26 protein-coding genes are annotated in these 25,969 nt (G+C 69.6%); 6 read left to right on the top strand and 20 right to left on the bottom strand.

Features of this window, described 5'->3' with window-relative positions; translation table 11 throughout:
- Window positions 1-422 (bottom strand): cell division ATP-binding protein FtsE (locus tag QWY80_RS07345; RefSeq protein WP_290230094.1); only part of this gene is annotated, 422 nt, incomplete at its 3' end.
- On the bottom strand, window positions 419-1,750 hold the full coding sequence (gene ftsY / locus QWY80_RS07340; protein ID WP_290230093.1) for a signal recognition particle-docking protein FtsY: 1,332 nt from the start codon (window positions 1,748-1,750) through the stop codon (window positions 419-421). The genes ftsY and QWY80_RS07345, both read right to left, overlap by 4 nt.
- Before the next feature lie 90 nt (window positions 1,751-1,840).
- Between ftsY and rsmD the strand changes: the two genes are divergently transcribed.
- Together rsmD and QWY80_RS07330 are read left to right on the top strand one after the other, a co-directional pair.
- Complete coding sequence (gene rsmD, locus QWY80_RS07335) at window positions 1,841-2,488, top strand: 16S rRNA (guanine(966)-N(2))-methyltransferase RsmD (protein WP_290230092.1); 648 nt, start codon at window positions 1,841-1,843, stop codon at window positions 2,486-2,488.
- Between the two features lie 100 nt (window positions 2,489-2,588).
- A complete protein-coding gene (locus QWY80_RS07330) occupies window positions 2,589-2,786 on the top strand; it encodes a cell division protein ZapB (protein ID WP_290230090.1) in 198 nt (65 codons plus the stop codon).
- Between the two features lie 16 nt (window positions 2,787-2,802).
- Here the strand turns inward: QWY80_RS07330 and QWY80_RS07325 are convergent, their stop codons facing one another.
- From QWY80_RS07325 to QWY80_RS07290, 8 genes are all read right to left on the bottom strand, one after another.
- Window positions 2,803-3,297 carry a GNAT family N-acetyltransferase gene (locus tag QWY80_RS07325; protein ID WP_290230089.1) on the bottom strand — a complete coding sequence of 165 codons (495 nt, stop codon included), beginning with the start codon at window positions 3,295-3,297 and terminating at the stop codon, window positions 2,803-2,805.
- Entirely contained in the window at window positions 3,287-4,093 is an 807-nt protein-coding gene (locus QWY80_RS07320; protein ID WP_290230088.1) for a hypothetical protein, read from the bottom strand. The genes QWY80_RS07325 and QWY80_RS07320 overlap by 11 nt, the downstream gene beginning before the upstream one ends.
- Window positions 4,090-4,398: a BolA family protein gene (locus QWY80_RS07315; RefSeq protein ID WP_290230087.1), complete on the bottom strand. Its 309-nt coding sequence runs from the start codon at window positions 4,396-4,398 to the stop codon at window positions 4,090-4,092. The genes QWY80_RS07320 and QWY80_RS07315 overlap by 4 nt, the downstream gene beginning before the upstream one ends.
- 53 nt (window positions 4,399-4,451) lie before the next feature.
- A complete protein-coding gene (locus tag QWY80_RS07310) occupies window positions 4,452-5,864 on the bottom strand; it encodes an MFS transporter (RefSeq protein ID WP_290230086.1) in 1,413 nt (470 codons plus the stop codon).
- A gap of 72 nt (window positions 5,865-5,936) precedes the next feature.
- Entirely contained in the window at window positions 5,937-6,323 is a 387-nt protein-coding gene (locus QWY80_RS07305) for a hypothetical protein (RefSeq protein WP_290230085.1), read from the bottom strand.
- A 60-nt stretch (window positions 6,324-6,383) separates the two neighbouring features.
- Window positions 6,384-7,934, bottom strand: coding sequence for a lysine--tRNA ligase (gene lysS, locus QWY80_RS07300; protein ID WP_290230084.1), 1,551 nt, complete (start codon window positions 7,932-7,934; stop codon window positions 6,384-6,386).
- A 4-nt stretch (window positions 7,935-7,938) separates the two neighbouring features.
- A protein-coding gene (prfB, locus tag QWY80_RS07295) for a peptide chain release factor 2 (RefSeq protein WP_290230276.1) occupies window positions 7,939-9,034 on the bottom strand; the annotation gives its coding sequence in 2 pieces (ribosomal slippage) (window positions 7,939-8,961 and window positions 8,963-9,034; 1,095 coding nt in all).
- A gap of 190 nt (window positions 9,035-9,224) precedes the next feature.
- On the bottom strand, window positions 9,225-10,580 hold the full coding sequence (locus QWY80_RS07290) for an OmpP1/FadL family transporter (RefSeq protein ID WP_290230083.1): 1,356 nt from the start codon (window positions 10,578-10,580) through the stop codon (window positions 9,225-9,227).
- Between the two features lie 281 nt (window positions 10,581-10,861).
- Here QWY80_RS07290 and QWY80_RS07285 point away from each other — a divergent pair, with 281 nt between their 5' ends.
- From QWY80_RS07285 to QWY80_RS07275, 3 genes are all read left to right on the top strand, one after another.
- Window positions 10,862-11,305: a MerR family transcriptional regulator gene (locus QWY80_RS07285; protein ID WP_290230082.1), complete on the top strand. Its 444-nt coding sequence runs from the start codon at window positions 10,862-10,864 to the stop codon at window positions 11,303-11,305.
- A complete protein-coding gene (locus QWY80_RS07280) occupies window positions 11,302-13,908 on the top strand; it encodes a heavy metal translocating P-type ATPase (protein WP_290230081.1) in 2,607 nt (868 codons plus the stop codon). The genes QWY80_RS07285 and QWY80_RS07280 overlap by 4 nt, the downstream gene beginning before the upstream one ends.
- 168 nt (window positions 13,909-14,076) lie before the next feature.
- Window positions 14,077-14,496 carry a VOC family protein gene (locus tag QWY80_RS07275; protein WP_290230080.1) on the top strand — a complete coding sequence of 140 codons (420 nt, stop codon included), beginning with the start codon at window positions 14,077-14,079 and terminating at the stop codon, window positions 14,494-14,496.
- On the opposite strand, the gene QWY80_RS07270 is transcribed toward QWY80_RS07275, so the two are convergent.
- The 10 genes from QWY80_RS07270 to ffh all read right to left on the bottom strand — a co-directional run bounded on the left by QWY80_RS07270 (window position 14,490) and on the right by ffh (window position 24,989).
- Window positions 14,490-16,286, bottom strand: a complete 1,797-nt coding sequence (locus QWY80_RS07270) for a single-stranded-DNA-specific exonuclease RecJ (RefSeq protein WP_290230275.1) — start codon at window positions 16,284-16,286, stop codon at window positions 14,490-14,492. The two genes, QWY80_RS07275 and QWY80_RS07270, sit on opposite strands and share 7 nt — an antisense overlap.
- Before the next feature lie 270 nt (window positions 16,287-16,556).
- Window positions 16,557-17,945, bottom strand: coding sequence for a threonine synthase (gene thrC, locus QWY80_RS07265; RefSeq protein ID WP_290230079.1), 1,389 nt, complete (start codon window positions 17,943-17,945; stop codon window positions 16,557-16,559).
- A gap of 3 nt (window positions 17,946-17,948) precedes the next feature.
- Entirely contained in the window at window positions 17,949-19,265 is a 1,317-nt protein-coding gene (locus tag QWY80_RS07260; protein WP_290230078.1) for a homoserine dehydrogenase, read from the bottom strand.
- Window positions 19,266-19,381: 116 nt separating this feature from the next.
- Complete coding sequence (locus QWY80_RS07255; RefSeq protein ID WP_290230077.1) at window positions 19,382-20,128, bottom strand: DsbC family protein; 747 nt, start codon at window positions 20,126-20,128, stop codon at window positions 19,382-19,384.
- 3 nt (window positions 20,129-20,131) lie between these two features.
- Window positions 20,132-21,037 carry a site-specific tyrosine recombinase XerD gene (gene xerD / locus QWY80_RS07250; RefSeq protein WP_290230076.1) on the bottom strand — a complete coding sequence of 302 codons (906 nt, stop codon included), beginning with the start codon at window positions 21,035-21,037 and terminating at the stop codon, window positions 20,132-20,134.
- A 135-nt stretch (window positions 21,038-21,172) separates the two neighbouring features.
- Window positions 21,173-21,529: a 50S ribosomal protein L19 gene (rplS, locus tag QWY80_RS07245; RefSeq protein WP_290230074.1), complete on the bottom strand. Its 357-nt coding sequence runs from the start codon at window positions 21,527-21,529 to the stop codon at window positions 21,173-21,175.
- Between the two features lie 146 nt (window positions 21,530-21,675).
- A complete protein-coding gene (gene trmD, locus QWY80_RS07240) occupies window positions 21,676-22,437 on the bottom strand; it encodes a tRNA (guanosine(37)-N1)-methyltransferase TrmD (protein ID WP_290230274.1) in 762 nt (253 codons plus the stop codon).
- Between the two features lie 53 nt (window positions 22,438-22,490).
- Window positions 22,491-23,042: a ribosome maturation factor RimM gene (rimM, locus tag QWY80_RS07235; protein WP_290230073.1), complete on the bottom strand. Its 552-nt coding sequence runs from the start codon at window positions 23,040-23,042 to the stop codon at window positions 22,491-22,493.
- Between the two features lie 23 nt (window positions 23,043-23,065).
- Window positions 23,066-23,314, bottom strand: coding sequence for a 30S ribosomal protein S16 (rpsP, locus tag QWY80_RS07230; protein WP_290230072.1), 249 nt, complete (start codon window positions 23,312-23,314; stop codon window positions 23,066-23,068).
- A 256-nt stretch (window positions 23,315-23,570) separates the two neighbouring features.
- Window positions 23,571-24,989: a signal recognition particle protein gene (gene ffh, locus QWY80_RS07225; RefSeq protein ID WP_290230071.1), complete on the bottom strand. Its 1,419-nt coding sequence runs from the start codon at window positions 24,987-24,989 to the stop codon at window positions 23,571-23,573.
- A 167-nt stretch (window positions 24,990-25,156) separates the two neighbouring features.
- On the opposite strand from ffh, the gene QWY80_RS07220 reads away from it, so the two are divergent.
- Complete coding sequence (locus QWY80_RS07220; RefSeq protein ID WP_290230070.1) at window positions 25,157-25,957, top strand: cytochrome C assembly family protein; 801 nt, start codon at window positions 25,157-25,159, stop codon at window positions 25,955-25,957.
- The last annotated feature ends 12 nt before the right edge of the window (window positions 25,958-25,969 follow it).

Here is a 25,969-nt window from a genome sequence, read left to right as displayed (position 1 = left end):
CCGCCGGAGAGCTCGATGGGCAGCGCCCGCTCGCGGTGCAGCAGCCCCACCTTGTCCAGCGCCGCGCGCACCCGGCGGGCCGCCTCGCGGGGCTCCACGCCCTGGATCTCCAGCGGCAGGGCCACGTTGTGGAAGATCGAGCGGTCGAAGAGCAGTTGGTGGTCCTGGAAGACCACGCCGATCTGGCGGCGGTAGAAGGGCACCTGGCTGGGATGCAGGCGATCGATGTCATGGCCGGCCACCAGGATGCGCCCGCGGGAGGGCCGCTCCAGGCGCATGATCAGCCGCAGCAGCGAACTCTTGCCCGCCCCGGAGTGACCGGTCAGGAAGACCATCTCGCCACGCCGCACGCGGAAGTCGAGGTGGGCGAGCGCCTCGAAGCGCCCGCCGTAGCGCTTGCCGACGTGCTCGAAGACGATCATGCCTCGGCGTCGCCCCGCTCGCGGTCGAAGAGGGCGTCGACGAACTCGCGGGACTCGAAGGGGCGCAGGTCGTCCAGGGACTCGCCGACGCCGATGAAGCGGATCGGCGTGCCCAGTTGCTTGGCCAGGGCGAAGATGATGCCGCCCTTGGCGGTGCCGTCGAGCTTGGTCAGGGTCACCCCGGTGACCGGCACCGCCTCGTTGAAGGTGCTGGCCTGGGACAGGGCGTTCTGGCCGGTGCCGGCGTCGAGCACCAGCATCACCTCATGGGGCGCGGCCGCGTCCAGCTTGCCCATCACCCGGTGCACCTTCTTGAGCTCCTCCATCAGGTGCGCCTTGTTGTGCAGGCGGCCGGCGGTGTCGGCGATCAGCACGTCGATGCCCCGCGCCTTGGCGGCGGCCACGGCGTCATAGACCACCGAGGCGCTGTCGGCGCCGGTGTGCTGGGCGATCACCGGCACCTGGTTGCGCTCGCCCCACACCTTGAGCTGCTCCACCGCGGCGGCGCGGAAGGTGTCGCCGGCGGCCAGCATCACGCTGCGCCCCTCGCGCCGGAAGCGCTGGGTGAGCTTGCCGATGGTGGTGGTCTTGCCCACGCCATTGACGCCGACGACCAGGATCACGAAGGGCCCCTCGCCCTTGGGCGGCAGCGCCAGGGGCCGGGTCACCGGCTCGAGCATCGCGGCCAGTTCCTCCTGGAGGGCGCGGTAGAGGGCCTCGCTGTCCTGGAGCTCCTTGCGCGACACCCGCTCGGTGAGGCGGTCGATGATCTCGGTGGTGGCCTCGATGCCCACGTCCGCCAGCAGCAGCTGGGTCTCCAGGTCCTCCATCAGGTCGTCGTCGATCTGCTTCTTGCCGAGGAAGAGGTCGGCGAGGCCGTCGGTGAGGTTGGCGCGGGTCTTGCCGAGGCCGGCGCGGATGCGCGCGAACCAGCCCTTCTTCTCGCCGGCCGGCTTCTCCTGCAGGGCGGCGCGGGGCGGCTCCTCGGCCACCGACTCGGGCTCGGGCTCGGGCTCGGGCTCGGGCTCGGGCTCGTCAGCAGGTTGCGTCTCCGCTTCCTCGGGGGCAACGGCGGCCTCTTCGTCGGACGCTGCCTCCGCGGGCCGCGGTGCCTCCTGCGGCGGTGTGCCATCCGTCGTGTCGTCCTCGGGGGGTGCCGCCGCACCGGCGGCGCCCGTCGCGTCGGGACCACGCCGGGCATCGGCCGGGGCGGCCTCATCGCCCCGCTCGGGCGAGTCGGGCGCCTCCTCCTCCTCGCGAAGATCGCGCTCGTCGCGATCCCCGGGTTGTTCCTGCTGCTTCTTCTTGCGCTTGAAAATACCGAACATGGGCAGAATCGGCCTCGCGGATGAACGAATCGCCACATCCTACCACCGCGCACCATGACTGTGGACAAGCCGCCGGTTACAATCCCGGCCATGACACGACGCCTCCCTCGCTCCCGTCGTCCGGGCGGCAAGCCCCCCGCCGGCAGCCGGAACGGCCGGCAGAGTCCCGGACGACTGCGCATCATCGGCGGCGAGCACCGCCGCCGCCTGCTGCCGGTACTCGATAGTCCCGGCCTGCGCCCGACCCCCGACCGGGTGCGCGAGACGCTGTTCAACTGGCTCGCCACCGCCCTGCCCGGCGCCCGGGTCCTGGACCTGTTCGCCGGCACCGGCGCCCTGGGCCTGGAGGCGCTCTCCCGCGGGGCCCGCGAGACCACCTTCGTGGAGCACGACGGCCGGGTGGCCCGGCAGTTGGCGACGAACCTGGAGACCCTGGGCGCCTCAGAGCGCGGCCGCGTGGTCACCGACGACGCCCGGGCCTTCCTGCGCGGGACGCCGGCATCCTTCTCCCTGGTCTTCCTCGACCCGCCCTTCCGCCAGGGCCTGGCCGATCCCTGCTGCGCCGCCCTGGAGGCGGGCTGGCTGGCCGACGAGGCCCTGATCTACCTGGAAGTGGAGGCGGGACTGGTGCCCGAGGTGCCGGCCACCTGGCTCCTGCACCGCGAGGTGCGCGCCGGCGACAGCCATGGACGGCTCTATCGCCGCCAGGCCCCGTCGCCAGGCGACGACGCTTGCTGAGCCCCGGGCTCGGCGTTACGCTGCGGCCTCGGTACCGCCCGCGACAGGCGCCGGCTCGGCCGCCAAGGACCACCCCGGAACGACACCCAGGAGACACAGGATGAGCATCGAACTCTTCAATCGGCTCGAACAGAAGGTCGCCAGCGCCGTCGAGGCCCTGGAGCTCTTGAAGATGGAAGCCGAGGAGCTGCGCGAGGAAAACAGCCGCTTGAAGCAGGAGCGCGAGGAGTGGGAGCGCCGCCTGACGGCGGTGCTGGGCAAGCTCGACGAGGTGGAACCCGGCAGCAGCAACGGCTGAACCACGCCACAGCGCTTCAGCCCAGCGGCCGTAGCGGCAGCGACATCAGGATCGCATCCTCCCTGTCCGCCCCCGGCTCCGGGGGCGGATAGTAGCCCGTCCGTCGCCCGTCCTCGCGGAAGCCGCTTCCCCGATAGAGGTCGATGGCCGCGGCGTTGCCCGCCCGCACCTCCAGCAACAACCGCTCGCTGCCCCAGCCGCGGGCCTGGTCCACCACCACCGCCAGCAGTCGCCTCCCCAGGCCATGCCCCCGGCTGGCCTGGCGCACCAGCAGCCCCTGCAACTCCGCCTCGAAGGGCAGGCGCGCCACCACCGCATAGGCCGCCAGGGCATCGAGGCCGAGAGCGTCCCCCGGCATCAGGCCGAAGACCGCCGTCGACGGATCGTCGAGGGTCCCGGCCAGCCGTCGCGGCGAGCCACCCAGCGGCCAGCCGGCCGACGCCTCGAGGGTCTCCACGAGCGCTCGGTCGGCACTGGTGAGGCGAAGGAGCTGCAGCCCGCTAGTCGTCACCCTCGGCCTCCCCGGTCGTCGCCTGCCAGGCGCGTCGCCACTCGTCCAGCCGCGGCAGCAGGGCCCGCTTGGCCTCGGCGCTGCCGGCCAGTTCCCCCAGGGCCGGCCCCTGCCAGGCCGGCAGGCCCAGCAGCGGACACTGCCCTGCCTCCAGGGTCAACACCCGCTCCAGCACCTCATCGCCGCCGAATACCAACAGGCGCTCCGGCGCCCAGCCGCGACGGTGGGCACCGGCCACGAAGGCCTGCAGCCCTTCCCGGGCCTCCTCCAGGGGAGCGGTCACCGGCAATCCCTCCTCCAGCGGCCAGCGGAAGGCTTCGAAGCCCGGCACGCCGGCCGGAATGCCGGCGGCGCGCAGCAGGTTGCCCAGCAGCGCCAGCTCGCTGCGTCCGGGCGCCTGCCTCCCCGGCAGCAACAGCAGCCAGCGCCCCTCCAGGCAGGCCACCTGGAAGGCGAAGCGCAAGGCCTCTCGGGGCGCCTCCGGCTCGGCAGGCGGCGTGGCGGTAGGCGCTCCTTCTTCCGTCGGCACCTCGCCGAGCAGGGCGCGCGCCTTTCCCGGACGCTGTGGGCGCTCGACCCGCTCCTGGGCGCTCTCCGCGGGCCGCGGGGCGGGGGCCTTGGCGGCCTCGTCGAGCAAGGCGTGCAGCCGTTCGCCCGGGGGCTCGGCCGCCGGCGTCTCCGGCGGGGCCCAGTCGCAGGCCTCCGTGGGCCGGGCATTGGGCAGCGCATAGCGGGCCACCCAGGCCGTCAGGCCCATGGCCTCCAGATACTGCAGGCGCTGCGGCTCGCTGGTCACCGGCCACCGCCCCGGCAGTCGGGGGAGTCGGGACGGGCCTGGCCGGCGGCCTCCCACTCGCCCGGGGTGTAGAGGTGCAACGCCAGGGCATGGACCGGCCCGGCGAGCTCGTCGGCCAGCAGGGTGTAGACCTGCTGGTGGCGCTTCACGGGCATCAGCCCCGCGAAGCGCTCGCTGACCAGGGTCACCTTGAAGTGGGTCTCGGAATCGGGCGGCACGTTGTGTCGGTGGCTCTCGTTCTCCACCGCCAGGAAGGCGGGCTCGAGGGCCTTCAGCTTCTCTTCGATGGTTGCCTGGATGCTCATGGCGGCTTTCCGGTGATGAAGTGGAAGGTCCATTGTACTCGCTATGCGCGGCGCTAACGACGCACCCCGGGCGGTGCGGCGGCCTGCGCCCGCTGAGCGGCGCCGGCCAGCGGCACCCGTGCCAGGCTGGCGGCCAGCGACAGCAGGGTCGCCAGCCCGCCGACCCACAGGGTGGCCTGCACGGCCATGCCGGCGGCGAGGAAGGCACCGACCAGGGCCACGCCCAGCGACTGCCCAACGGTGCGGGTGGTGCTCATCACCCCCGAGGCGTTGGCGCTGCGCTCGCGGGGCACGCTGGCCATCATCTCGCGGTTGTTGGGCGGCTGGAAGAGCCCGAAGCCCAGGCCGCACAGCGCCGTGCGCCACAGGGCGTCGACCACCCCGGCCTCGGCGTCGAGCAGCGCCAGGGCCGCCAGGCCGGCCATCAGCAGCCCCAGGCCCAGGCTGGAGAGCAGGCTGGGATTGACCCGGTCGGCCAGGCGCCCGGCCAGGGGGCCCACCAGCATGATCGCCAGCGGCCAGGGGGTGAAGAGCCAGGCGGTCTCCAGCGGCGAGAAGCCCATCTCCTGCTGGTAGAGGAAGGAGAGCGCCACGAAGGCGAGCCCCTGGCCGATGAACGCCAGTCCCGAGGCCGATACCGCCAGGCTGAAGCGCGGCTCCTCGAACAGCGACAAGGGCAGCAAGGGGTGACTGGCGTGCCGCTGGCGACGCAGGAAGAGCCCGCCCGCCACCAGGCTGGCGACCAGCCAGGCCAGCACCCGCCAGGCGGGCGCGCCGTGACCGAGGCCATCCATGGCCATGAAGAAGCCGGCGAGCATCACCACCGAGAGCAGCGCCCCGGCCCCGTCGAAGCCGCCGCGACGCCCCGCTTCGCGGGGCAATGCCTTCCAGGCGAGGACCAGCGCGACCAGCCCCAGCGGCAGATGCAGCACGAACAGCCAGGGCCAGTCGGCCACCGAGAGCAGCAGCCCGCCGATGGCCGGTCCGGCCGCATAGCCGCTGGCCACCACCAGGGCGGAGAACCCCAGGGCGCTGCCCAGCAGCCGCGAGGGGAAGATGGAACGGTAGAGCGAGGGGCCGATGGAGAGCGTCGCCGCCGCCCCCAGCCCCTGCAGAGCCCGGAACAGCAGCAGCGATTCGAGGCTCGTGGAGAGCGCGCTGCCCAGCGCCGCCAGGGTGAACACGCCCACGCCGGCCACGTAGAGCCGGCGCCGGCTGAGCAGCTCGCTGAGCGCGGCGAACACCAGCAGGAAGGCCGCGCAGCTGATCTGGAAGAGGTTGGTGACCCACACCGCCCGCGCGGCGGAGACCTCGAGCCCCGCCGCGATGGAGGGCAGGGCGATGTTGACCATGGTGGTGTCCACCACCGCCATGCTGGTCCCCAGGATCAGTGCCAGCACGGCCAGGCGGCGCTCGGGGCCCGGCAGGCCATCGTCGCCGGGACGGGTCGCGAAGAGTCGACTCATGTGCGGGGATCCATCAATGACGAAACCGGCCGAAGCCGGTTCCACGCAAGGCCAGCGGGCGGACTGGCCGGATCAGTCCTGGTCGGTCTCCAGCAGCAGCGCGTCATCCACCTCGGAGATCTCCAGCGCCGCCTCGTCGTCCAGGTCGATGGCCAGGTAGCTGTGCTCGAAGCGCAGGAAGCGCTGGAAGAGCGCCCAGTCCAGCGTCTCGGGCCACTGGCGCTCGTCTTCCTCCCAAGCGCGCAGCTCGGTCTCGAGGATTTCGAGATAGCGCTCGCGCACGAAGGCCTCCAGGGCCTCGGGGGTATCCATCTCGGGGATCAGGTAGACGGTGGTCTCGCGTTCGACGTCGGCCAGCGTCAGGTCGTCATCGCCCACCGTGGGCTCCAGCGCATTGATCCAGTCCACGAAGTGGCGGGTCGGCCGGACGCTCAGGGCGGAGCGGTTGAGCAGTTTCATGGCGGTCTCCTCGACGTCGAAACGCTGACCATTATGGGCGCTGGCCGCGCCGGTTACCAACTATTCCACCTCGGGGCGCATGGCGGGGAAGAGCAGCACGTCACGGATCGAGGCGCTGTCGGTGAGCAGCATCACCAGGCGGTCGATGCCGATGCCCTCGCCGGCGGTGGGCGGCAGGCCATACTCCAGCGCCCGCACATAGTCCGCATCGTAGTACATCGCCTCGTCGTCGCCGGCCTCCTTCTCGGCCACCTGCTCGCGGAAGCGCTCGGCCTGGTCCTCGGCGTCATTGAGCTCCGAGAAGCCATTGGCGATCTCGCGGCCGCCGACGAAGAACTCGAAGCGCTCGGTGACGAAGGGGTCGCTGTCCTTGCGCCGCGCCAGCGGGCTCACCTCGGTGGGATAGTCGGTGATGAAGGTGGGCCGCTGGAGGCGGTGCTCGACGGTCTTCTCGAAGATCTCGATCTGGATCTTGCCCAGGCCCCAGCCATCCTTGACGTCGATGTCCAGGCGCTCGGCGATCTGGCGGGCGGCGGACGCATCGGCCAGCGCCTCGGCATGGATATCCGGGTTGTACTCGAGGATGGCATCGAACACGGTCAGGCGCCGCAGCGGCTGGCCGAAGTCGTACTCGTAGTGCTCGACCACCTCGCCCTCGCTGTTGCGCACGGTGTTGACCACGATGGTGGTGCCCAGCACCTCCCGGGTGAGGCTGCGCAGCATCGCCTCGGTGAGGTCCATCAGGTCATGGTAGTCCGCATAGGCCTGGTAGAACTCGATCATGGTGAACTCGGGATTGTGCCGAGTGGAGAGGCCTTCGTTGCGGAAGTTGCGGTTGATCTCGAAGACCTTCTCGAAGCCCCCCACCACCAGGCGCTTGAGATAGAGCTCCGGGGCAATGCGCAGGTACATGTCGAGGTCCAGCGCATTGTGATGGGTGACGAAGGGGCGCGCCGTGGCCCCGCCGGGGATCTGCTGCAGCATGGGGGTCTCCACCTCCATGAAGCCACGCGCCTCGAAGAAACGACGCATGGCGCTGATCACCCCGGCGCGGACCTCGAACACCCGGCGCGAGTCGGGGTTCATGATCAAGTCCACGTAGCGCTGGCGGTAGCGCGCCTCCATGTCGGTGAGGCCATGGAACTTGTCGGGCAACGGCCGCAGGCTCTTGGTGAGCAGCCTGGCCTCCTCCATCATCACGTAGAGATCGCCCTTGCCCGACTTGTGTACCGGCCCCCGGCCCGCGACGATGTCGCCGATGTCCCAGCCCTTGATGTCCTCGAGCACCTCGGCCGGCAGCCCCTTCTTGTCGACGTAGAGCTGGATCTGCCCGGTGACGTCCTGGATGACGATGAAGGGCCCGCGCTTGCGCATGATGCGCCCGGCCACCGCCGCCTGACGGCCCAGCGCCTCGAGCTCGGCCTTGTCCTTGTCGCCCAGCTCGTCGATCAGCTCGGCCGCCTGGCTGTCGCGACGGAAGTCGTTGGGGAAGAGGCTCTCGCCGCGCTCGACCGACCGCTCGCGGCGGGCGGCCAGCTTGGCGCGGCGCTCGGCGATCAGGCGATTGTCGTCGTGCTGCGGGCTTTCCGGGGAGGGGCTCTCGTTGGCCATATCGCTACAATCCTTGCTTGAGGCTGGCGACGATGAACTGGTCCAGATCGCCGTCCAGCACCTTGTCGCAGTTGCTGGTCTGCACACCGGTGCGCAGGTCCTTGATGCGCTGGTCGTCCAGCACATAGGAGCGGATCTGGCTGCCCCAGCCGATGTCGGACTTGGACTCCTCGGCCTCCTGCTTGGCGGCATTGCGCTTCTGCATCTCCAGCTCCCACAGCTTCGCCTTGAGCTGCTTCATGGCGAAGTCGCGGTTGGCGTGCTGGCTGCGCTGGCTCTGACAGGCCACCACGATGCCGGACGGCTCGTGGGTGATGCGCACCGCCGAGTCGGTGGTGTTGACGTGCTGGCCGCCGGCACCGCTGGAGCGATAGGTATCGACGCGCAGGTCCGCCGGGTTGACCTCGACCTCGAAGCTGTCGTCGATCTCCGGCGACAGGAACACCGAGGCGAAGGAGGTGTGGCGGCGGCCGCCGGAGTCGAAGGGGCTCTTGCGCACCAGGCGGTGCACGCCGGTCTCGGTGCGCAGCCAGCCGAAGGCGTGGTCGCCCTGGATGTGCACGGTGGCAGACTTGATGCCCGCCACCTCGCCGGCGGAGGCCTCGATGATCTCGGCCTTGAAGCCGTGGTGCTCGGCCCAGCGCAGGTACATGCGCAGCAGCATGTTGGCCCAGTCCTGGGCCTCGGTACCGCCGGAGCCCGCCTGTATATCCAGGTAGGCGTTGTTCTCGTCCATCTCACCGGAGAACATGCGCCGGAACTCGAGCTTCTCGAGGCTGGCATGGAGACCGTCGAGCTCCTTGCGGACCTCGCCGATGGTGTCCTCGTCCTCCTCCATCTCGGCCAGCTCCAGGAGGTCGCGGCTGTCGCCCAGCCCCTGGTCGAGTTCGTCGATGGTGGCGACGATCGCCTCCAGCGTGGCGCGCTCCTTGCCGAGCTTCTGGGCGTAGTCCGGATCGTTCCAGACGTCCGGATCCTCCAGCTCGCGGGTGACTTCCTCTAGCCGATCCTTCTTCTCGGCATAGTCAAAGGTACCCCCTCAGGACTTCTGTCCGCTCAGACAGGTCCTTGATGAGGCTGTGGATGGGGTTGGTTTCCAGCATAGGGGCGTCTCGCCTGAATCTGCGGTGGAAAAGCGGCCGCCACGGCACCGGCGACGGGCCGGCGGCGCGGAAAAGGCGCCTATTGTAGCGAAAGCGGGCACGACACGCATCCGTCCTGCCGCTGCTACGCCCCCAACGGCGAGACCCGCCCGAGGCCGGGTCTCGAGGTGGCACGCCGACTGCCGTATCAGAAGCGGTAGTCCACCGAGAGGGCGAAGACGTCCGCCGCAACGTCGTAGGTGCCCGACAGGTTGCCGCGCGAGGCGTTCTCGTTGGTGGGGGTCGCCTGCTGGTCCATGTCGGCATCGTCGCCGAAGACACGCATATAACCGGCGGTGACGCCGAGGTTGGGGGTGGGCATCCAGGTGGCCCCCAGCGTGGCCCAGGTACGATCGGCGTCCGGCACCCGCGGGGTGCGATACTCGGCACTCGGGACCGGGGTCTCGTCATGGCCCAGGCCGGCGCGCAACAGCCACCGTTCGTTCAGGGCGTAGTTGGCCCCCACCGAGAAGGCCCAGGTGTTGTCCCAGTTCTCCTCGGTACGACTGTCCGGCGTGTTGTCATCGAATTCCACCACCAGTTCGTCGAAGCTGCTCCACTCCGTCCACTCGGCATTGGCCATCAGCGCCAGCCGATCGGTCAGTTGGTGGTAAACCCCCAGGTTCAGGCTGGCGGGGGTGGTGAGGTCGGCAGATCCGCGTCCATTGGTAAAGGTATTGGCCGCCTGAGCGCCCGCCAGCACCGCCTCTCCCGTCGGGGTCTCCGCGCTGAAGTCGACCTCGCCATCCAGGCTGAGGTCGACTGCCGAACGGTAGCTGGCTCCCAGCCGCGTCTTCTCGGTGGCCTGGAACAGCGCCCCCAGCGTATAGCCATAGCCCCAGTCGTCGCCGGTAACCTCGGCGAAGCCATCATGCTGCCCAGCCAGAGGCGCCAGGTTTGGATCTTGTGCTGCACCTACAGTAGCCCAATCCATGGCATTGGAGAGGGTCGCATCCGCGTACTGGGCACGAAGACCGACCGCCAGGTCGAGACGATCGGAGGCCCGGTAGTTGAGCGTGGGCTGGATATCGATGGTGGTGAGCTCGGACTCGACGGCATGGTAGCGGCCGATCCAGTCCTCGTCGTACTTGGTGGAGAGACCATAGAGGGAATGGATCGACAGGCCGAGATCGTACCGCTCGTTCAGCTGGGTCTTGGCGGCGAAGGCCGGCACCCAGGCACTCTCGCCCCCCTGGCCGGAGGCCTCGGAGCCATAGGGCACCCCCAAGACGCTAGACGCGCGTCCGTCGCGAAGCTCGAATGTCGCATCGATATAGGCCAGGCCGCCTACCACCTGATTGCCGTCGATATGGCCGATGGCGGCCGGGTTGTAGGCCATGAAGCTGGCATCCTCGGCCCCAGCGGCGGCGTTGGAGAGGGCGTTGGCCAGCGTCTTGGCACTCTGCTCACGGACCTGGAAGCCCGAGGCGAAGGCCTGGGAGGCAACCAGGGCCATGGAGGCGATGGCCACCGCGAGGGAGAGCTTGTTCAGTTTGTTGTGCATGATCGCGAGGTCCTCTCTCGGATAGGAGAATTGTGGTCGTGCCGCATCGAGGGATGGCATGCCTTCAATTTCGCGGAACTCCGCTTCGGGATCAAGGGCAAACGTTCGTTTTAATGCATGAACAGCTAATACTTTAGTGGCAAATCCATCTAAGCCATTGAACCATCGTCGCGACGGGTCATCCGCGCCGCCTGCTCATGCAACGCAAGCAATGCCTTGACCAATGTGTAACACAAGGGTTTTACACTCGCAGCACGCCACGCTTCAACGAGGTCATACCCATGAAGGTCAGCGAACTGGCGAGGTCGGCCGGCGTCACCGCCGAGTCCGTCCGCCACTACGTGCGCGAGGGGCTGCTGCACCCCGAGCGCCATCCGGACAACGGCTACCAGCTGTTCGACAGGGGCGACCTGGAACGGCTGCGCTTCATCCAGCGCGCCCGCATCCTGGGCTTCGGCATCGCCGAGATCCGCGACATCCTCGATCACGCCGATCACGGCGATTCGCCCTGCCCCATGGTGCGCGACCTGCTGGCCAGCCGCCTGCCACAGATCCGGGCCCGCATCGCCGAGCTCCAGGCCCTGGCCGAACGCATGGAACAGGCCCTGGAGGCCTGGGCCGAGATGCCCGACGGCACTCCGGACGGCCACAGCCTGTGCCGGCTGATCGAGAGTTTTCCCGAGCCGCTCAATGCCGGCCACGAGACCGGCGAGGAGACCCGATGAACGCCAGACAGCCCCTGGAACGCCAGGTCCCCGGCATGAACTGTCAGAGCTGTGTCGACAGGATGCGCACGGCGATCCAGGCCGAGGACCCGGAGGCCGTCGTGGCCGGCTTTCCGGACGGGAAGCGCCTGGCTGTGGACACTGCCCTGGAGGACGTCACCCTGGACCGGCTGCTGGAACAGGCCGGCTATCCCCCCACTCAGCCCATGGACGCTGACGACGCAGACGCCAAGGCACCGCCCGACCCCGCGCGCCCATCCGCTGAGGAGGCGCCCGAGCAGGCCGCCAAGCAGGGCAAGGATCCACAGGCGGATGAGACAGATGTGCGCGCCACCACCCGGCGACTGTCGATCAGCGGCATGACCTGCGCCGGCTGCGTGAAGAGCGTCCAGCAGGCCCTGGCACGCACGCCCGGCGTGGTCAGTGCCGAGGTCAACTTCGGCACCCATACCGCCCAGGTGAGCGGCCGCGCCGACCCGGCTGTCCTGGTCCGCGCCGTGCAAGACGTGGGCTACGGTGCCGAGCCCATCGTCGACATGCGCGAGGCCGAGCAGGCCCGCGCCGAGCGCGACGAGCGGGAATATCGCCGCCGCCTGAAGGGGAGTGCCTGGTCGCTGGCCCTGGCCGTGCCGCTGATGGCCAGCATGTTCGTCGTCCACCCCCACCCCGTGGGTGCTGGACGGCTCTACTGGCTGGTGATCGGCCTGCTGACGCTGGCGGTGATGATGTTCCCGGGCCGCTATTTCTTCGTCAATGCCTGGAAGAACTTCCGCCACCACCAGGCCAACATGGACACCCTGATCGCCATGGGCACCGGCACCGCCTGGCTCTACTCCATGGCGGTGGTGACCTTCACCCCCTGGCTGCCAGAGGTGGCCCGGGGCATCTACTTCGAGGCCTCGGCGATGATCGTCGGCCTGGTGCTGCTGGGCAACGCCCTGGAGCTGCGCGCCCGGGGCCGCACCAGCGACGCCCTGAAGCGCCTGCTCGACCTGCAGAGCCGCACCGCCCGGGTGATCCGCGACGGTGAGGAGCACGAGATCGACATCGACGCAGTGCGCGAGGGCGACCATATCCGCGTGCGTCCCGGCGAGCGCCTGCCGGTGGACGGCGAGGTGACCGAGGGGACGAGTCACATCGACGAGTCGATGCTCACCGGCGAGCCCCTGCCGGTGGCCAAGGCCAAGGGCGACGAGATCAGCGCCGGCACCGTCAACGGCAAGGGCTCGCTGGTCTACCGAGCCACCCGCGTGGGCGCCGACACCCGCTTGGGGCGCATCACCGAACAGGTGGCCAGCGCTCAGGCCTCGCGCCCGCCGATCGGTCAGCTGGCCGACCAGGTGTCGAGCGTCTTCGTGCCCGCGGTGCTGATCATCGCCGTGATCACCACCCTGGCCTGGTTCAACTTTGGTGCCGAGCCGCGGATCATCCATATGCTGGTCACCGCCACCACGGTACTGATCATCGCCTGCCCCTGCGCCCTGGGCCTGGCCACGCCGATCTCCACCATGATCGGGGTGGGCAAGGCGGCCGAGCACGGCGTGCTGGTGCGCAGCGGCGATGCCCTGCAGACCCCCAGCAGGCTCACCACCCTGGTGGTGGACAAGACCGGCACCCTGACCGAGGGCAAACCCGAGGTGACGGAATCGGAGGTGCTCGAGGGTGACGAGCGGGAGGTGCTGGGTCTGGTGGCGGCCCTGGAGCGCGGCTCGGAGCATCCCCTCGCGGCCGCCCTGATGGCGCACTCGAAAGAGCGACAGGCTGGGCCCAGCGAGATTCGGGACTTCGACACGGTCACCGGCGGTGGGGTCAAGGCGAGGAACGCCGACGGCCGCCCGCTGCTGCTGGGCAACGCCCGCCTGCTGGAGGAGGCCGGCATCGACCTGAGCAAAGGGCACGAAATTGCCGGCGAGCTGGAGGAGAAGGCGCGCACCGTGGTCTATCTCGCCGTGGATGGCCAACTGGCCGCGCTGTTCGGCATCAGCGACCCACTGCGCCATGACACCATCGCCGCCGTAAAGCGCCTGCAGGCCGACGGCCTCAGGGTGGTGATGCTCACCGGCGACAACGCGCACACCGCCGGCGCCATCGCCCGGGAGGTCGGCATCGACGACTTCCGCGCCGGACTCCTGCCCAAGGACAAGCACGCCGAGATCGAGCGGCTGCAGCGCCAGGGCGAGGTGATCGGCATGGTCGGCGACGGCATCAACGACGCCCCGGCCCTGGCCCGGGCCGACGTGGGCTTCGCCATCGGCCAGGGCACCGACGTGGCCATCGAGAGCGCCGGCATCACCCTGATGCGGGGCTCGCTGCACGGCGTGGCCGCCGCTATCGAGATCAGCCGGGCCACCCTGCGCAACATCAAGCAGAACCTGGTCGGTGCCTTCGGCTACAACGCCCTGGGCATCCCCATCGCCGCCGGGGCGCTCTACCCTCTCACCGGGGCCCTGCTCTCGCCGATGATCGCCGGGGTGGCCATGTCGCTCTCCTCGATCACCGTGGTGAGCAACGCCAACCGCCTGCGCCTGTTCCACCCCCGCGACGACGCCGATGTCGGCCATGTCGCCGCGGCCCCCTGGGAAACGAAGGAGGTCACCACATGAGCTGGATCGTCAATCTCGGCGGACTCGCCCTGATCGGCCTGATCGTCTGGTGGTTCTGGGGGGCCGCCTAGGTGGGGCCGCCTAGGCAGCAGCAGGAAGCCACGCGACGGGCCGGACGTTGACACCTGCTAGTCTAAAGGAAAGGAAGCCACCTCAAGGGAGGCGACCATGCCCAGACTCGACGGCGTACTGGAGACCGCGCTCTATGTGGCAGACATGGAACGTGCCAGGGTCTTCTTCGAGGGGGTGATGGGCCTCGAGCCCTTCACCGCCGACTACCGCTTCACCGCCTATGACGCCGGTGCCGGTTCGGTGCTGCTGCTCTTCCAGCAGGGCGAGACCCTGGAGACGGTGACCCTGCCCGACAACATGGGCACCATCCCGCCTCACGACGGCAACGGCCGCCTTCACCTGGCCTTCGCCATCGCCGCCGACGAGCTCGCCCCCTGGGAGCGCCAGCTCGCCGACCACGGTATTGCCATCGAGGGGCGCACCCACTGGCCGCGGGGTGGGGAGAGCCTGTATTTCCGCGACCCCGACGGCCACCTGCTGGAGCTGGCCACCCCCGGCGTTTGGCCGAACTACTGAGCCGGCTCGGCGTGTTCGACCATCAACTGGAGCGACTCCCGCCCCCGCCAGCGATTGCGACTGAGCTTGTAGGCGCAGCTCAGCCGGTCGCCGACGCCGAAGGCGGGCACCTCGCCGGGTGTCAGCGCCCGGAACCAGATCGCCCGATGGCTCACCGGCCCGCACGAGAGCTCCAGCATCAGGTGGGTGCCGTCGGCGCCCACCGGGCGCAGCGCCTCCACCAGGAAGTCGCCCTGGAAGAGCGGCGGATCGAACTCGCGGCCGTAGGGCCCCAGCGCCTCCAGGGTCTCGAGGGTCGCCAGGTTCAACTGCTCGGGGATGAGATCGCCGTCGGTGAGGATCCTCGGGTAGAGCTCGGCCTCGCCCAGTTGCTCCCCCACGGCCTGCAGGAAGGCCGCCCTGAAGGCGTCGAGCCGCTCACGCGGCACCCCCACCCCCGCGGCGCCGCGATGGCCGCCGAAGCGCGGCAACGCCTCGGGGGCCAGTTCGAAGGTACGCTGCAGGGCATCGCGCAGGTGCAGCCCCTCGACGGAGCGTCCCGAACCGGTGAGCATGTCGGGGGCCACCGCCGGGGTCAGCACCAGGGCCGGCCGGCCGTAGGCCTGCACCAGCCGCGAGGCGACGATGCCCTGCACCCCGGGGTGGCCATCCTCCAGGTAGAGCACGATGGCCGGCTCGTCGGCGGCCAGGGCCGGCAACGCCAACGCCCGGGCCGACTCGATCATCTCCGCCTCGATCGCCTTGCGCGACTGGTTGTCCTGATCCAGCACCTCGAGATAGCGCTGGGCAACGTCATCCTGCTCCGCGAGCATAAAGTGCAGCGCGGCATAAGGGTCGTCCAGCCGCGAGCGCGCATTGATCCGCGGCCCCATCTGGAAGCCCAGAGTCTCGGCGTCGAAGGGTACGCTGTCCGGTCCCAGCCGCGATGCCATGGCCCGCCAGCAGGCCGCCTCCATGCGGTTGATCAGGGCCAGGCCATGGCTGACCACGGCGCGGTTGGCGGGGCTGCCGCCCAACGACACGCAGTCGGCCACGGTGCCCAGCGCCACATAGGAGAGCCAGGGCGACAGCTTGGGCGTGGCCCCGGGCAGCGCCCCCCACTCGATCAGCACGCCACGGGTCAGCGACATGAGCAGCCAGGCCACCATACAGCCGGCGATGGTGGGATCGGGATAGTCGCAGTCGTCGCGCGTGGGATTGACGGTGGCGTAGGCCGAGGCCGGCGGCCCCTCCACCGGCAGGGCGTGGTGGTCGCTGACCACCACCTCGATGCCGGCGGCCTTGAGCCTGGCGATGCGTGGCTCGTCCGAGCTGCCGCAGTCGGCGGTGATCACCAGGCGGGGCCGCGGCGAGAGCGCCAGGGTGCGCTCCACCAGCGGCAGGCTGATGCCGTAGCCGTCATGGATACGATGGCCGATCAGGCTGTGCAGCCGGGACTCGGGCACCCCGAACAGCTCGTGCAGGGTGCGCCGGATCACCACATGGGAGGTGATGCCATCCACGTCGTAGTCGGTGAGGATGCCGATATGCTCGCCCTCGACCACCGCCTGGGCGATGCGCTCGGCGGCACGGCGGCCATCGGCCAGTCTCTCGGGGTGGGCCAGGTGGCGCAGGCTGGGCGCGACCAGCGGTGCCAGCTCGCCCTGGTAGCCCGCCAGGCGCCCGGCCAGCACCCGGGCCTGCAGCTCGGAGAGCCCCTCGCGCTGGGCCCGGGCGTAGAGGGCAGCATCCCGCGGGCGCGGCAGGATCCGCGGCCTCAGGCGCTGATGCAGGTCGATGGGATCGGTCACGGCGTCCAAGCCCGACTCCTCTCTGGTTGTTATAGCGTTCCACGTGACAACACCCAGCACACCGGACGTTATATCGGCACAGCAGGGGACCGAACAAGGCACGGAGGTCGCCCCTCTGGGGTAAGACCATAGGGCCCCGTGCCGAGCGAGGGGCGCCGGGGGCAGGCCGAAGAGGGGGTCCTATGCCAGGGATGGCATCGGTAGCGCCCAGGGAGGGGTTCACAGCGCCCCCTCGCAGGCCTGTCGCCGGATCAGCCCCGAGGGGAACCCCTATCGGCGATTCTCGGCGACGAACTTCTGCACCGCGGCCAGCTCGGAGGGCAGCACGGTGTAGCGCTCCTCGCGCTCCAGCAGGTCGTCCATATGCGGCGGCAGCGGCACGCCCGGGAAGCCCGCCTTGACCACCGCCTCGGCGAACTTGGCCGGATGGGCGGTAGCCAGGGTGATCATCGGCACGGCCGCATCGCCCCGCTCGCGCTCGGCGGCACGATAGCCGGTGGCGGTATGCGGGTCGAGGACCTCCTGGGTGCGGTGGTGGGCCTCACGGATCACCTCCAGGATGGTGGCATCATCCACGCTGTGGCTAGCGAACTGCTCGCGCAACCTGGCCAGCGGCGCCTCGGCGAGCGCCGTCGGCTCCGCCTGGAAGCGTTCGAGCAGCGCCGCCACGGCGGCACCGTCGCGTCCATAGGCCTCGAACAGCAACCGCTCGAAGTTGGACGACACCACGATGTCCATGGAGGGTGCGAGGGTGGCCACCAGGTCCTGCTTCGAGAAGTCGTTGTCGGCGAGGGTGCGGTGCAGGATGTCGTTGGCGTTGGTGGCGATGACGAAGCGTTCCACCGGCAACCCCATGCGATGAGCCATGTAGCCGGCGAAGACATTGCCGAAGTTGGCCGAGGGCACGCAGAAGCTCACCATGCGGTGCGGCGCGCCCAGCGCCACGGCGGCGGCCACGTAGTAGACGATCTGGGCCATGATGCGTGCCCAGTTGATGGAGTTCACCGCCACCAGCCGGGTGCCGTCCAGGAAGCCCTGGTCGGCGAAGCTCGCCTTGACCATGGCCTGGGCGTCGTCGAAGTTGCCCTCGATGGCGACGTTGAAGACGTTATCGGCCAGCACCGTGGTCATCTGGCGGCGCTGCACCTCGGAGACCCGCTGGTAGGGATGCAGGATGAAGATGTCGAGGTTGTCGCAGTGGCGGCAGCCCTCGATCGCCGCCGAGCCGGTGTCGCCGGAGGTGGCGCCCATGATCACCGCGCGCTCGCCACGCTTCTTCAGGAAGTGGTCGAGGATGCGGCCGAGCAGCTGCAGGGCCACGTCCTTGAAGGCCAGCGTCGGGCCGTGGAACAGCTCGAGCAGAAAGTGGTTGGCGTCGAGCTGGTTCAGCGGCACCACGGCGTCGTGGCTGAAGGTGGCATAGGCATCACGCACGATACCCCGGAAGGTGTCGTCGTCGATCTCGCCGTTGACGAAGGGCCGCATGACCCGGAAGGCGATCTCGGCGTAGGAGAGCCCGGCCATGGCCGCCAGGTCGTCACGGGAGAGCCGCGGGATCTCCTCCGGCACGTAGAGGCCGCCGTCGCTGGCCATGCCGGTGAGCACGACCTCCTCGAAGGAGAGCGCGGGCGCCTGCCCGCGGGTGCTGATATAGCGCATGGTTTATTCCTGCTCGTCGAGGCTCTCGACCCGGATACGGGTGACGGGGCCGGCGATGTCGGCCATGGACTCGATCTGGCGGATCGCCTCGTTCATGTGCTGCTCGCGGGTGCGGTGGGTCAACAGGATGATCGGCACCAGCTCACCCTCGGTGGCCTCCTTCTGGATCAGCGCTTCGATGGAGATGCCCTGCTCGGAGAGGATGGTGGCCACCCGGGCCAGCACCCCGGGGCGATCCACCGCCAGCAGCCGCAGGTAGTAGGCGGTGGTGATCTCCTCCATGGGCATGATCGGCAGCTGGCTGACGTCCTCGCCGATGCCGCTGAAGGCCAGGTAGGGCACCCGGTAGTGGTGGTCGGTGGTGATGTCGCGGGCCACGTCGAGCAGGTCGGCCACCACCGCCGAGGCGGTGGGCTCGGCGCCGGCGCCGGCCCCGTAGTAGAGGGTCGGGCCCACGGCATCGCCCATCACGGCGATGGCGTTCTTGACGCCGTGGACGTTGGCCAGCAGGCGCTCCTTGGGGATCAGCGTGGGGTGCACGCGCAGCTCGAGGCCCTGCTCGGTGCGCTTGGAGATGCCCAGGTGCTTGATCACGTAGCCCAGGTTGTCGGCCTGCTCGACGTCCTCGGCGGTGACCCGGGAGATGCCCTCGGTATAGGCCTTGTCGAACTGCAGCGGCACGCCGTAGGCGATGGAGGCGAGGATGGTCAGCTTGTGGGCGGCGTCGATGCCTTCCACGTCGAAGGTCGGGTCGGCCTCGGCATAGCCCAGCGCCTGGGCCTCGGCCAGGACGTCCTCGAAGGCCCGCCCCTCGTCGCGCATGTGGGTGAGGATGTAGTTGCCGGTGCCGTTGATGATGCCGGCCACCCACTCGATACGGTTGGCGCCCAGGCCCTCGCGCAGCGACTTGATCACCGGGATGCCGCCGGCCACGGCGGCCTCGAAGGCGACGATCACGCCCTTCTCGTGGGCGGCCTGGAAGATCTCGTTGCCGTGCACGGCGATCAGCGCCTTGTTGGCGGTGACCACGTGCTTGCCGTTGTCGATGGCAGTGAGCACCAGCTCGCGGGCCACCTCGTAGCCGCCGATCAGCTCCACCAGCACATCGATGTCGGGATTGGTGGCCACTTCGAAGACGTCGGCGGTGGTCTTGAGGCCGGTGAGGTCACACGCCGGGTTGGGGGTGCGGTAGGCGACCTGCTCGATGACGATCGGTCGCCCCGCCCGCCGTGCGATGTCGTCGGCGTTGCGCGTCAGCACATTGAAGGTCCCGCCACCGACGGTCCCCAGCCCACAGATTCCTACTCTCACCGGTTTCAATGTCTCGCTCCTGCTCGCATGTTTCTTTGTGTCAAGGCGTTGTGTCCAGGCGTGTCGTCGGCCCGCCGGGGGCAGGCCGCGTGGCCGGCGCTCGTCATCGGAGGCGGCGCACCGCCTCACTCCTCCAGGCCGAGCATGGCGGCCAGGCGCTCCGCGGGCACGTAGCCCGGTACCAGGCGCCCGTCGGGCAACACGATGGCCGGTGTGCCCTGGACGCCCAGCTCCATCCCCAGATGATACTGTGACTCGACCGGATTGTCGCAGTCCGCGGCCCCGGAAAGCGAATCTTCACGCTTGGCGGCGCTCATCGCCTCGCTGGGATTCTCCGCACACCACACCTGCTGCAGGGTGCGCGCGCCCTCGCCGTTCATGCCGGTACGCGGAAAGGCCAGGTAGTGCACCTCGATGCCCAGCTCGTTGAGCCGCGGCACCTCCTCGTGGAGCTGCCGGCAGTAGGGACAGGTGGTGTCGGTGAAGACCACCAACTCGGCGCGGCTCTCGGGGCCGCGGAAGATCACCCGCTCCTCCTCGGGCACCCCGGCCAGGCGCGCGGCACGGTCGGCGTTGCGTCCCTGCTCCGAAATGTTGACCAGGCCCTGCTCGCCGTTGCGATAGAGGTCGCCCACCAGGAAGTACTCGCCCTCGGCGTCGCTGTAGAAGCGCTCGCCGGTCTCCAGGCGCACCTCGAAGATGCCGTCGAGGGGTGCCTCGCGCACGCTCTCCACCGGCATCGGCTGGCCACTCACCGCCAGGCGCTCGGCGAGGCGCTCGGCCTCACCCTGCTGGGAGAGGGCCTGGGCCGGCAGCGACAGGGCCAGCAGGCCGGCCAGGCCGGCCAGGAGGGCACGGGAAGGGATCGTCATGGTTCATCCTCGCGGGTGATGATCGGCATGCAGGCGCTCCAGGCGCGCCTGCGCCACATGGGTATAGATCTGCGTGGTCGAGAGGTCGCTGTGACCCAGCAGCATCTGTACGACACGCAGGTTGGCCCCATGATTCAACAGATGGGTGGCGAAGGCATGGCGCAGGGTGTGCGGCGACAGCGAACGCTCGATGCCGGCCACCCGCGCATGGGCCTTGATGCGGTACCAGAAGGCCTGGCGGGTCAGGGGTCGGTCGTCGCGCCCCGGGAACAGCGCCGGCCGGGAGGCGTCGCGCATCAGCGCCCCGCGGGCGGTGCGCAGGTAGCGGGCGAGCCAGTCGACGGCCTCCTCGCCCAGCGGCACCAGGCGATCCTTGTCGCCCTTGCCGCGCACCCTCACCACGCCCTGGCGCAGGTTCACCGCCTCCACGCCGAGCCCCACCAGCTCGGAGACGCGCAGCCCCGCCCCGTAGAGCACCTCGAGCATGGTGCGGTCGCGCAGCCCCAGGTCGGTGGTGACGTCAGGGGCAGCGATCAGGCGCTCCACCTCGGCTTCCTCCAGGGTCTCCGGCAGGCTCGGGCGCACCCGCGGCAGGCGCACCTCGGCCAGCGGGTCGCGCTCGAGGAGCCCCTGCTCCAGGGCCCAGCGGTAGAAGCGCCGCAGGCTCGACAGCAGCCGCGCATTGCTGCGCAGCCGGTAGCCCGCTGCGCGGCGCTCGTCGAGCCAGGCCGGCAGGGTCGAGGGCGCCGGCGCCAGCAGCGTCTCGCCGCGCTCCGCCAGGCGTGCCGCCCAGGCGGTCAGGTCGCGGCGGTAGGCGACCAGGGTGTGCTCGCTCGCCCCCTGCTCGAGCCACAGGGCATCGAGGAAGGCCTCGACCCGGCCGCTGGCGTCGTCATGGCGCTCGCCCATGCTATCTCCCCGTCATCCCATCCGACGCCAGGCCTCGCCGCCATGCGACGAGACCCCGCCCCGCGGGTGCGGTGACGGGGTCTCGAAGGGGGCCGGGACGAGGTCCCGGCCCGGGCGCGGCCGGCGGCACTCGCCTCAGGCCAGCTTTTCCTTGATGCGGGCGGACTTGCCGCTGCGCTCGCGAAGGTAGTAGAGCTTGGCCTGACGCACGTCGCCACGACGCTTGACGCTGATCGACTCGACCAGCGGGCTGTAGGTCTGGAAGGTACGCTCGACGCCGACGCCGTGGGAGATCTTGCGCACGGTGAAGGCGGAGTTCAGGCCGCGGTTACGCTTGCCGATGACCACGCCCTCGAAGGCCTGCAGACGCTCGCGGTTGCCCTCCTTGACCTTGACCTGGACGACGATGGTGTCGCCGGGGGCGAAGGCCGGGACTTCCTTGCTCATCTGCTCGGCTTCGAGCGCCTGGATCACCTTGTTCTTGCTGCTCATGACATTGACTCCTTGATAACCTGACCCGCCGGATCCGGTTCGTTGCCGGCGGATCGTGATCCCGGCGCCCGAGCGAACTCGAGAGCGCGGGAGATGATGGGTGACGCGGGTCCGCGGCTCGTCGCGTCCCGCACCTCCGCCCTGACCTACCTGGTGGACAGCGCGTGTTCCTCGATGAACTCCTCGAGCAGCTCGCGCTGCTCGTCGCTCAACGTCCTGCCTTCCAGCAGGTCGGGGCGCCTCTGCCAGGTCCGCCCCAGGGACTGCTTCAGCCGCCAGCGCCGGATGGCGCCGTGGTTGCCGCTGAGCAGGACCTCCGGCACGCGCCGCCCGTCGATCTCCTCGGGGCGGGTGTAGTGCGGGCAGTCCAGCAGCCCGTCGTTGAAGGAGTCCTCGACCGCGGAATCCTGGTGGCCCAGCACCCCGGGCACCAGCCTTGCCGCGGCATCGATCAGCACCATGGCCGGCAGCTCGCCGCCGCTCAGCACGTAGTCGCCGATCGACCACTCCTCGTCGATGTCGCGCTCCACCACGCGCTCATCGATGCCTTCGTAGCGCCCGGCCACCACCACCAGGGGTGGGCCCGACGCCAGCTCCTGCACGCCGGCCTGGTCGAGCCGCCGCCCCTGGGGCGACAGGTAGACCACCCTCGGGCGCTGCCCGGTGGCCTGCTCGGCCCTGGCCCTGGCAGCGTGGATCGCCGCGCGCAGGGTGTCGACCTTCATCAGCATCCCCGGGCCGCCGCCATAGGGACGGTCGTCCACGGTGCGATGCCGGTCGGTGGCGTAATCGCGCGGGTTCCAGAACTCCAGCGCGATGCGCCCCTTCTCCACCGCCCGGCCGGTGACGCCGTGGCGACTGATCGCCTCGAACATCTCGGGGAACAGCGACACCACGCCGATCCACATGTCCGCGGCCTCCTCGGGGGCCGTCCAATCGGATGCCATCAAACCTGTTTCCGTCAAAAATCGGGATCCCAGTCGACGGTCATCACGCCCCCTTCGAGGTCCACCTCGAGGATCACCTCCTCGGGCAGGAAGGGCAGCAACCGCTCACGGGCGTCGACGGCGTCGGCCTCGAGGCTCCCCTTCACCACCATGACGTCGTTGGCGCCGGTCTCGAAGAGGTAGTCGACGCACCCCAGCACCGTCCCGTCCCGGGTGACCACCCGCAGGCCTTCCAGCTCGTGCCAGTAGAAGTCATCGCCGGACAGTTCGGGCAGTTCGGCCTTGGGCAGCAGGATCTCCGCCCCGGCCAGCGCCTCGGCGGCCTCGCGGGTGTCGCAACCCTCGACCCGAGCCACCAGGCCCTTGCCGTGGCGGCGGCCCTGCACCAGGCGGCGACGCTCCAGGGCCTCGCCCCGACGCAGCACCCACTCGGCATAGTCGAGGATGCCTTCCATGGGACCGGTGTACGAATACACCCTGAGCCAGCCCTTCACGCCATAGGGGCTGGTCAGCTTGCCCAGCACCACGTGATCGTCGGCCTGCTGCGGCTGTGCGCTCTCGCTCATCGACGACCTCGGCACCCGGCGACTCAGGCCTGCTTGCGGGCTTCCTTGACCAGCTCGGCGACCCGGTCGGAGAGCTGGGCACCCTGGTTCTGCCAGTGGGCGATGCGGTCCAGGTCGATGCGCAGGCGCTCTTCCTGGCCGCGGGCGACCGGGTTGAAGAAGCCCAGGCGCTCGATGAAGCGGCCGTCGCGGGCATTGCGGGAATTGGTGACGGTCAGGTGGTAGAAGGGACGCTTCTTGGCGCCACCACGTGCCAGACGAATGGTAACCATGGCCTAGTCTGTCCTTCGGTTGAAGTTACGGATATTGCGGTCGGGGCCGGGCCTCGACGACCTTCTCGGGAAAGCGGGCCCGTGGCCCGGCTTCGCGTCGTTCGGTCACGACGGCGACCGCGAGCCTTCGCGGTCCTGCCATGAAGACGCAGCATTCTACGGAAAACAGCCCCGCTTGGGAACCTTTTTCGGGCTTGGCGGCCTCGCCTGCCTGGGGCCTGCCCCCATAGGCCGCCCCGACAGGCCGTTGCGCAGTCTACCGCCGGGGAAAGCCGCCAGGCCCCCCCATGCCTCCCGGGCCACCCATACCACCGGGCCCGCCGGGACCACCGCCGCCCATCATGCCGGGCATGCCGCGCATCATCTTCTGCATGCCGCCCTTCTTGCCCGCCTTCTTCATCATCTTCTGCATCTGCTTGTGCTGCTTGAGCAGGCGGTTCAGGTCGGGGACCTGCAGGCCGGCGCCGGCGGCGATGCGACGCTTGCGCGAGCCGTTGATGATCTCCGGCTTGCGGCGCTCCTGGGGCGTCATGGAGCTGATCAGCGCCTCGAGCTTGCCCAGCTCCTTCTCGGGGCCGGGGCCCTGGGCCATCTCGGCCATCTGGCCCATGCCGGGCAGCTTGCCGAGCAGGCCGCCCATGCCGCCCATCTTCTTGAGCTGCTGGAGCTGGTCGCGGAAGTCCTCGAGGTCGAAGCCCTGGCCCTTCTTGACCTTCTTGGCCAGCTTGTCGGCCTTGCCCTTGTCGACGGTGCGCTCGGCCTCCTCGATCAGCGACAGGACGTCGCCCATGCCGAGGATCCGCGAGGCGACGCGGTCGGGATGGAAGGGCTCCAGGGCATCGACCTTCTCACCCACGCCCATGAACTTGATCGGCTTGCCGGTAACGTGGCGCACCGAGAGCGCCGCGCCCCCGCGGGCGTCGCCGTCGGCCTTGGTGAGGATGACGCCTGTCAGCGGCAGCGCCTCGTGGAAGGCCTTGGCGGTGTTGGCGGCGTCCTGGCCGGTCATGGCATCGACCACGAACAGCGTCTCGTCCGGCGACACGGCCCGATTGAGCGCCTGGATCTCGGCCATCATCGCCTCGTCGATGGCCAGGCGGCCGGCGGTATCGACGAGCACCACATCGTGGAACTGGATCTTGGCGTGCCGGATCGCCGCCTCGGCGATATCGACGGGCTGCTGGTCGGAGCGTGACGGGAAGAAGTCGACATCCACCTCGGCGGCCAGCGTCTCGAGTTGGTCGATGGCCGCCGGACGGTAGACGTCGGCGGAGACCACCAGCACCTTCTTCTTCTCGCGCTCCCGCAGGTAGCGTGCCAGCTTGGCCACGGAGGTGGTCTTGCCCGCGCCCTGCAGGCCGGCCATCAGCACCACCGCAGGGGTGCCCTTGAGCTCGAGGCCCTCGTTGGCCAGGCCCATGATCGCCTCGAGCTCCTGCTGGACGATCTTGACGAACTGCTGCCCCGGGGACAGGCTCTGCGACACCTCCTGCCCCACGGCGCGCTCGCGGACCCGATCGATGAAGGCCTTGACCACCGGCAGGGCGACGTCGGCCTCGAGCAGGGCCCGGCGCACCTCGCGCAGGGTGTCCTTGATGTTGTCTTCGGTCAGGCGTGCCTGACCCTTGACCGACTTGAGCGTCTGCGACAGGCGCTCGCTGAGATTCTGGAACATTGGCCTCTCCACATGCGACGGCCGGAAGGTTGGCGGTGATTATACGCCCTGTAGCCGCGAGTCTCCATGCACGGCGCCCCGCCAGCGGCTGCGCCCTGTGCGGGGGCGGGGCGATTGGGTATAGTAGCCGCACGCCATCCACCCAACCGGCGCATGGAACGCTATCGATGCAGGCGCTCGCCCTGGCCATCCTGGCCTTCATCCTCTACCTCGCCGCGGCTTCCTGGCAGGGCCTGGTACTGGTTCGCCGCGTCGCGCCGCAGCCGCTGCTGGTGCGGGGCCTGGCAGTCCTGGGGCTGCTCTGCCATCTGCCGCTGGTGGTGAGCCTGTTCGGGCAGGGGGCCCCGACCCTGCCGGGCCTCGCCGCCAGCATGGTGCTGCTCAGCGCCATGGCGGTGGCCGTGCTGGTGGCCGCGAGCCTGTTCAAGCCCGTGCTCAATGCCGCCACCGGCATCCTGCCCCTCTCCGGCCTGGCGCTGCTGCTGGCTGCCGGCCTGCCCGCCCCGGCACCCGCCGACGGCCTGCCCCCTGGCGTCGCCCTGCATGCCATCAGTTCCCTGCTGGGCTTCGCGGTGCTGGCCATCGCCGCCGTGCAGGCGGTGCTGCTGGGCCTGCAGAACCGCGCCCTGCGCCAGCACCACATTCGCGGCATCGTCCAGTCCCTGCCACCGTTGACCACCATGGAGCGGGTGCTGTTCGAGCTGGTGTGGGTGGGCATGGCACTGCTGACGCTGTCGATCGTCAGCGGCCTGCTGTTCCTCGACAACATGTTCGCCCAGCACCTGGCCCACAAGACGATCCTCTCGCTGGCCGCCTGGGTGATCTTCGCGGTACTGCTGTTCAGCCACCACCGCCTGGGCTGGCGCGGCATGCGCGCCGTGCGCTGGACGCTCGGCGGCTGCGCCCTGCTGGTGCTGGCCTACTTCGGCAGCAAGTTCGTGCTGGAAGTGCTACTGAACCGCGGCTGAGGACCCGGCGAT

It is taken from the genome of Halomonas ramblicola (genome assembly GCF_030409215.1).
Lineage (GTDB): Bacteria > Pseudomonadota > Gammaproteobacteria > Pseudomonadales > Halomonadaceae > Halomonas > Halomonas ramblicola.
The sequence above is the reverse complement of the archived record's forward strand: the minus strand, read 5'-3'. Positions and strand labels throughout refer to the sequence as shown.

Bases quoted from the DNA above. Each gene is read 5' to 3' on its own strand.
- ftsY (WP_290230093.1), bottom strand. From the start codon at position 1,750: ATGTTCGGTATTTTCAAGCGCAAGAAGAAGCAGCAGGAACAACCCGGG.
- rsmD (WP_290230092.1), top strand. From the start codon at position 1,841: ATGACACGACGCCTCCCTCGCTCCCGTCGTCCGGGCGGCAAGCCCCCC.
- QWY80_RS07330 (WP_290230090.1), top strand. From the start codon at position 2,589: ATGAGCATCGAACTCTTCAATCGGCTCGAACAGAAGGTCGCCAGCGCC.
- QWY80_RS07315 (WP_290230087.1), bottom strand. From the start codon at position 4,398: ATGAGCATCCAGGCAACCATCGAAGAGAAGCTGAAGGCCCTCGAGCCC.
- QWY80_RS07310 (WP_290230086.1), bottom strand. From the start codon at position 5,864: ATGAGTCGACTCTTCGCGACCCGTCCCGGCGACGATGGCCTGCCGGGC.
- QWY80_RS07305 (WP_290230085.1), bottom strand. From the start codon at position 6,323: ATGAAACTGCTCAACCGCTCCGCCCTGAGCGTCCGGCCGACCCGCCAC.
- lysS (WP_290230084.1), bottom strand. From the start codon at position 7,934: ATGGCCAACGAGAGCCCCTCCCCGGAAAGCCCGCAGCACGACGACAAT.
- QWY80_RS07290 (WP_290230083.1), bottom strand. From the start codon at position 10,580: ATGCACAACAAACTGAACAAGCTCTCCCTCGCGGTGGCCATCGCCTCC.
- QWY80_RS07285 (WP_290230082.1), top strand. From the start codon at position 10,862: ATGAAGGTCAGCGAACTGGCGAGGTCGGCCGGCGTCACCGCCGAGTCC.
- QWY80_RS07280 (WP_290230081.1), top strand. From the start codon at position 11,302: ATGAACGCCAGACAGCCCCTGGAACGCCAGGTCCCCGGCATGAACTGT.
- QWY80_RS07275 (WP_290230080.1), top strand. From the start codon at position 14,077: ATGCCCAGACTCGACGGCGTACTGGAGACCGCGCTCTATGTGGCAGAC.
- thrC (WP_290230079.1), bottom strand. From the start codon at position 17,945: ATGCGCTATATCAGCACCCGCGGGCAGGCGCCCGCGCTCTCCTTCGAG.
- QWY80_RS07255 (WP_290230077.1), bottom strand. From the start codon at position 20,128: ATGACGATCCCTTCCCGTGCCCTCCTGGCCGGCCTGGCCGGCCTGCTG.
- xerD (WP_290230076.1), bottom strand. From the start codon at position 21,037: ATGGGCGAGCGCCATGACGACGCCAGCGGCCGGGTCGAGGCCTTCCTC.
- rplS (WP_290230074.1), bottom strand. From the start codon at position 21,529: ATGAGCAGCAAGAACAAGGTGATCCAGGCGCTCGAAGCCGAGCAGATG.
- trmD (WP_290230274.1), bottom strand. From the start codon at position 22,437: ATGTGGATCGGCGTGGTGTCGCTGTTCCCCGAGATGTTCGAGGCGATC.
- rimM (WP_290230073.1), bottom strand. From the start codon at position 23,042: ATGAGCGAGAGCGCACAGCCGCAGCAGGCCGACGATCACGTGGTGCTG.
- rpsP (WP_290230072.1), bottom strand. From the start codon at position 23,314: ATGGTTACCATTCGTCTGGCACGTGGTGGCGCCAAGAAGCGTCCCTTC.
- ffh (WP_290230071.1), bottom strand. From the start codon at position 24,989: ATGTTCCAGAATCTCAGCGAGCGCCTGTCGCAGACGCTCAAGTCGGTC.
- QWY80_RS07220 (WP_290230070.1), top strand. From the start codon at position 25,157: ATGCAGGCGCTCGCCCTGGCCATCCTGGCCTTCATCCTCTACCTCGCC.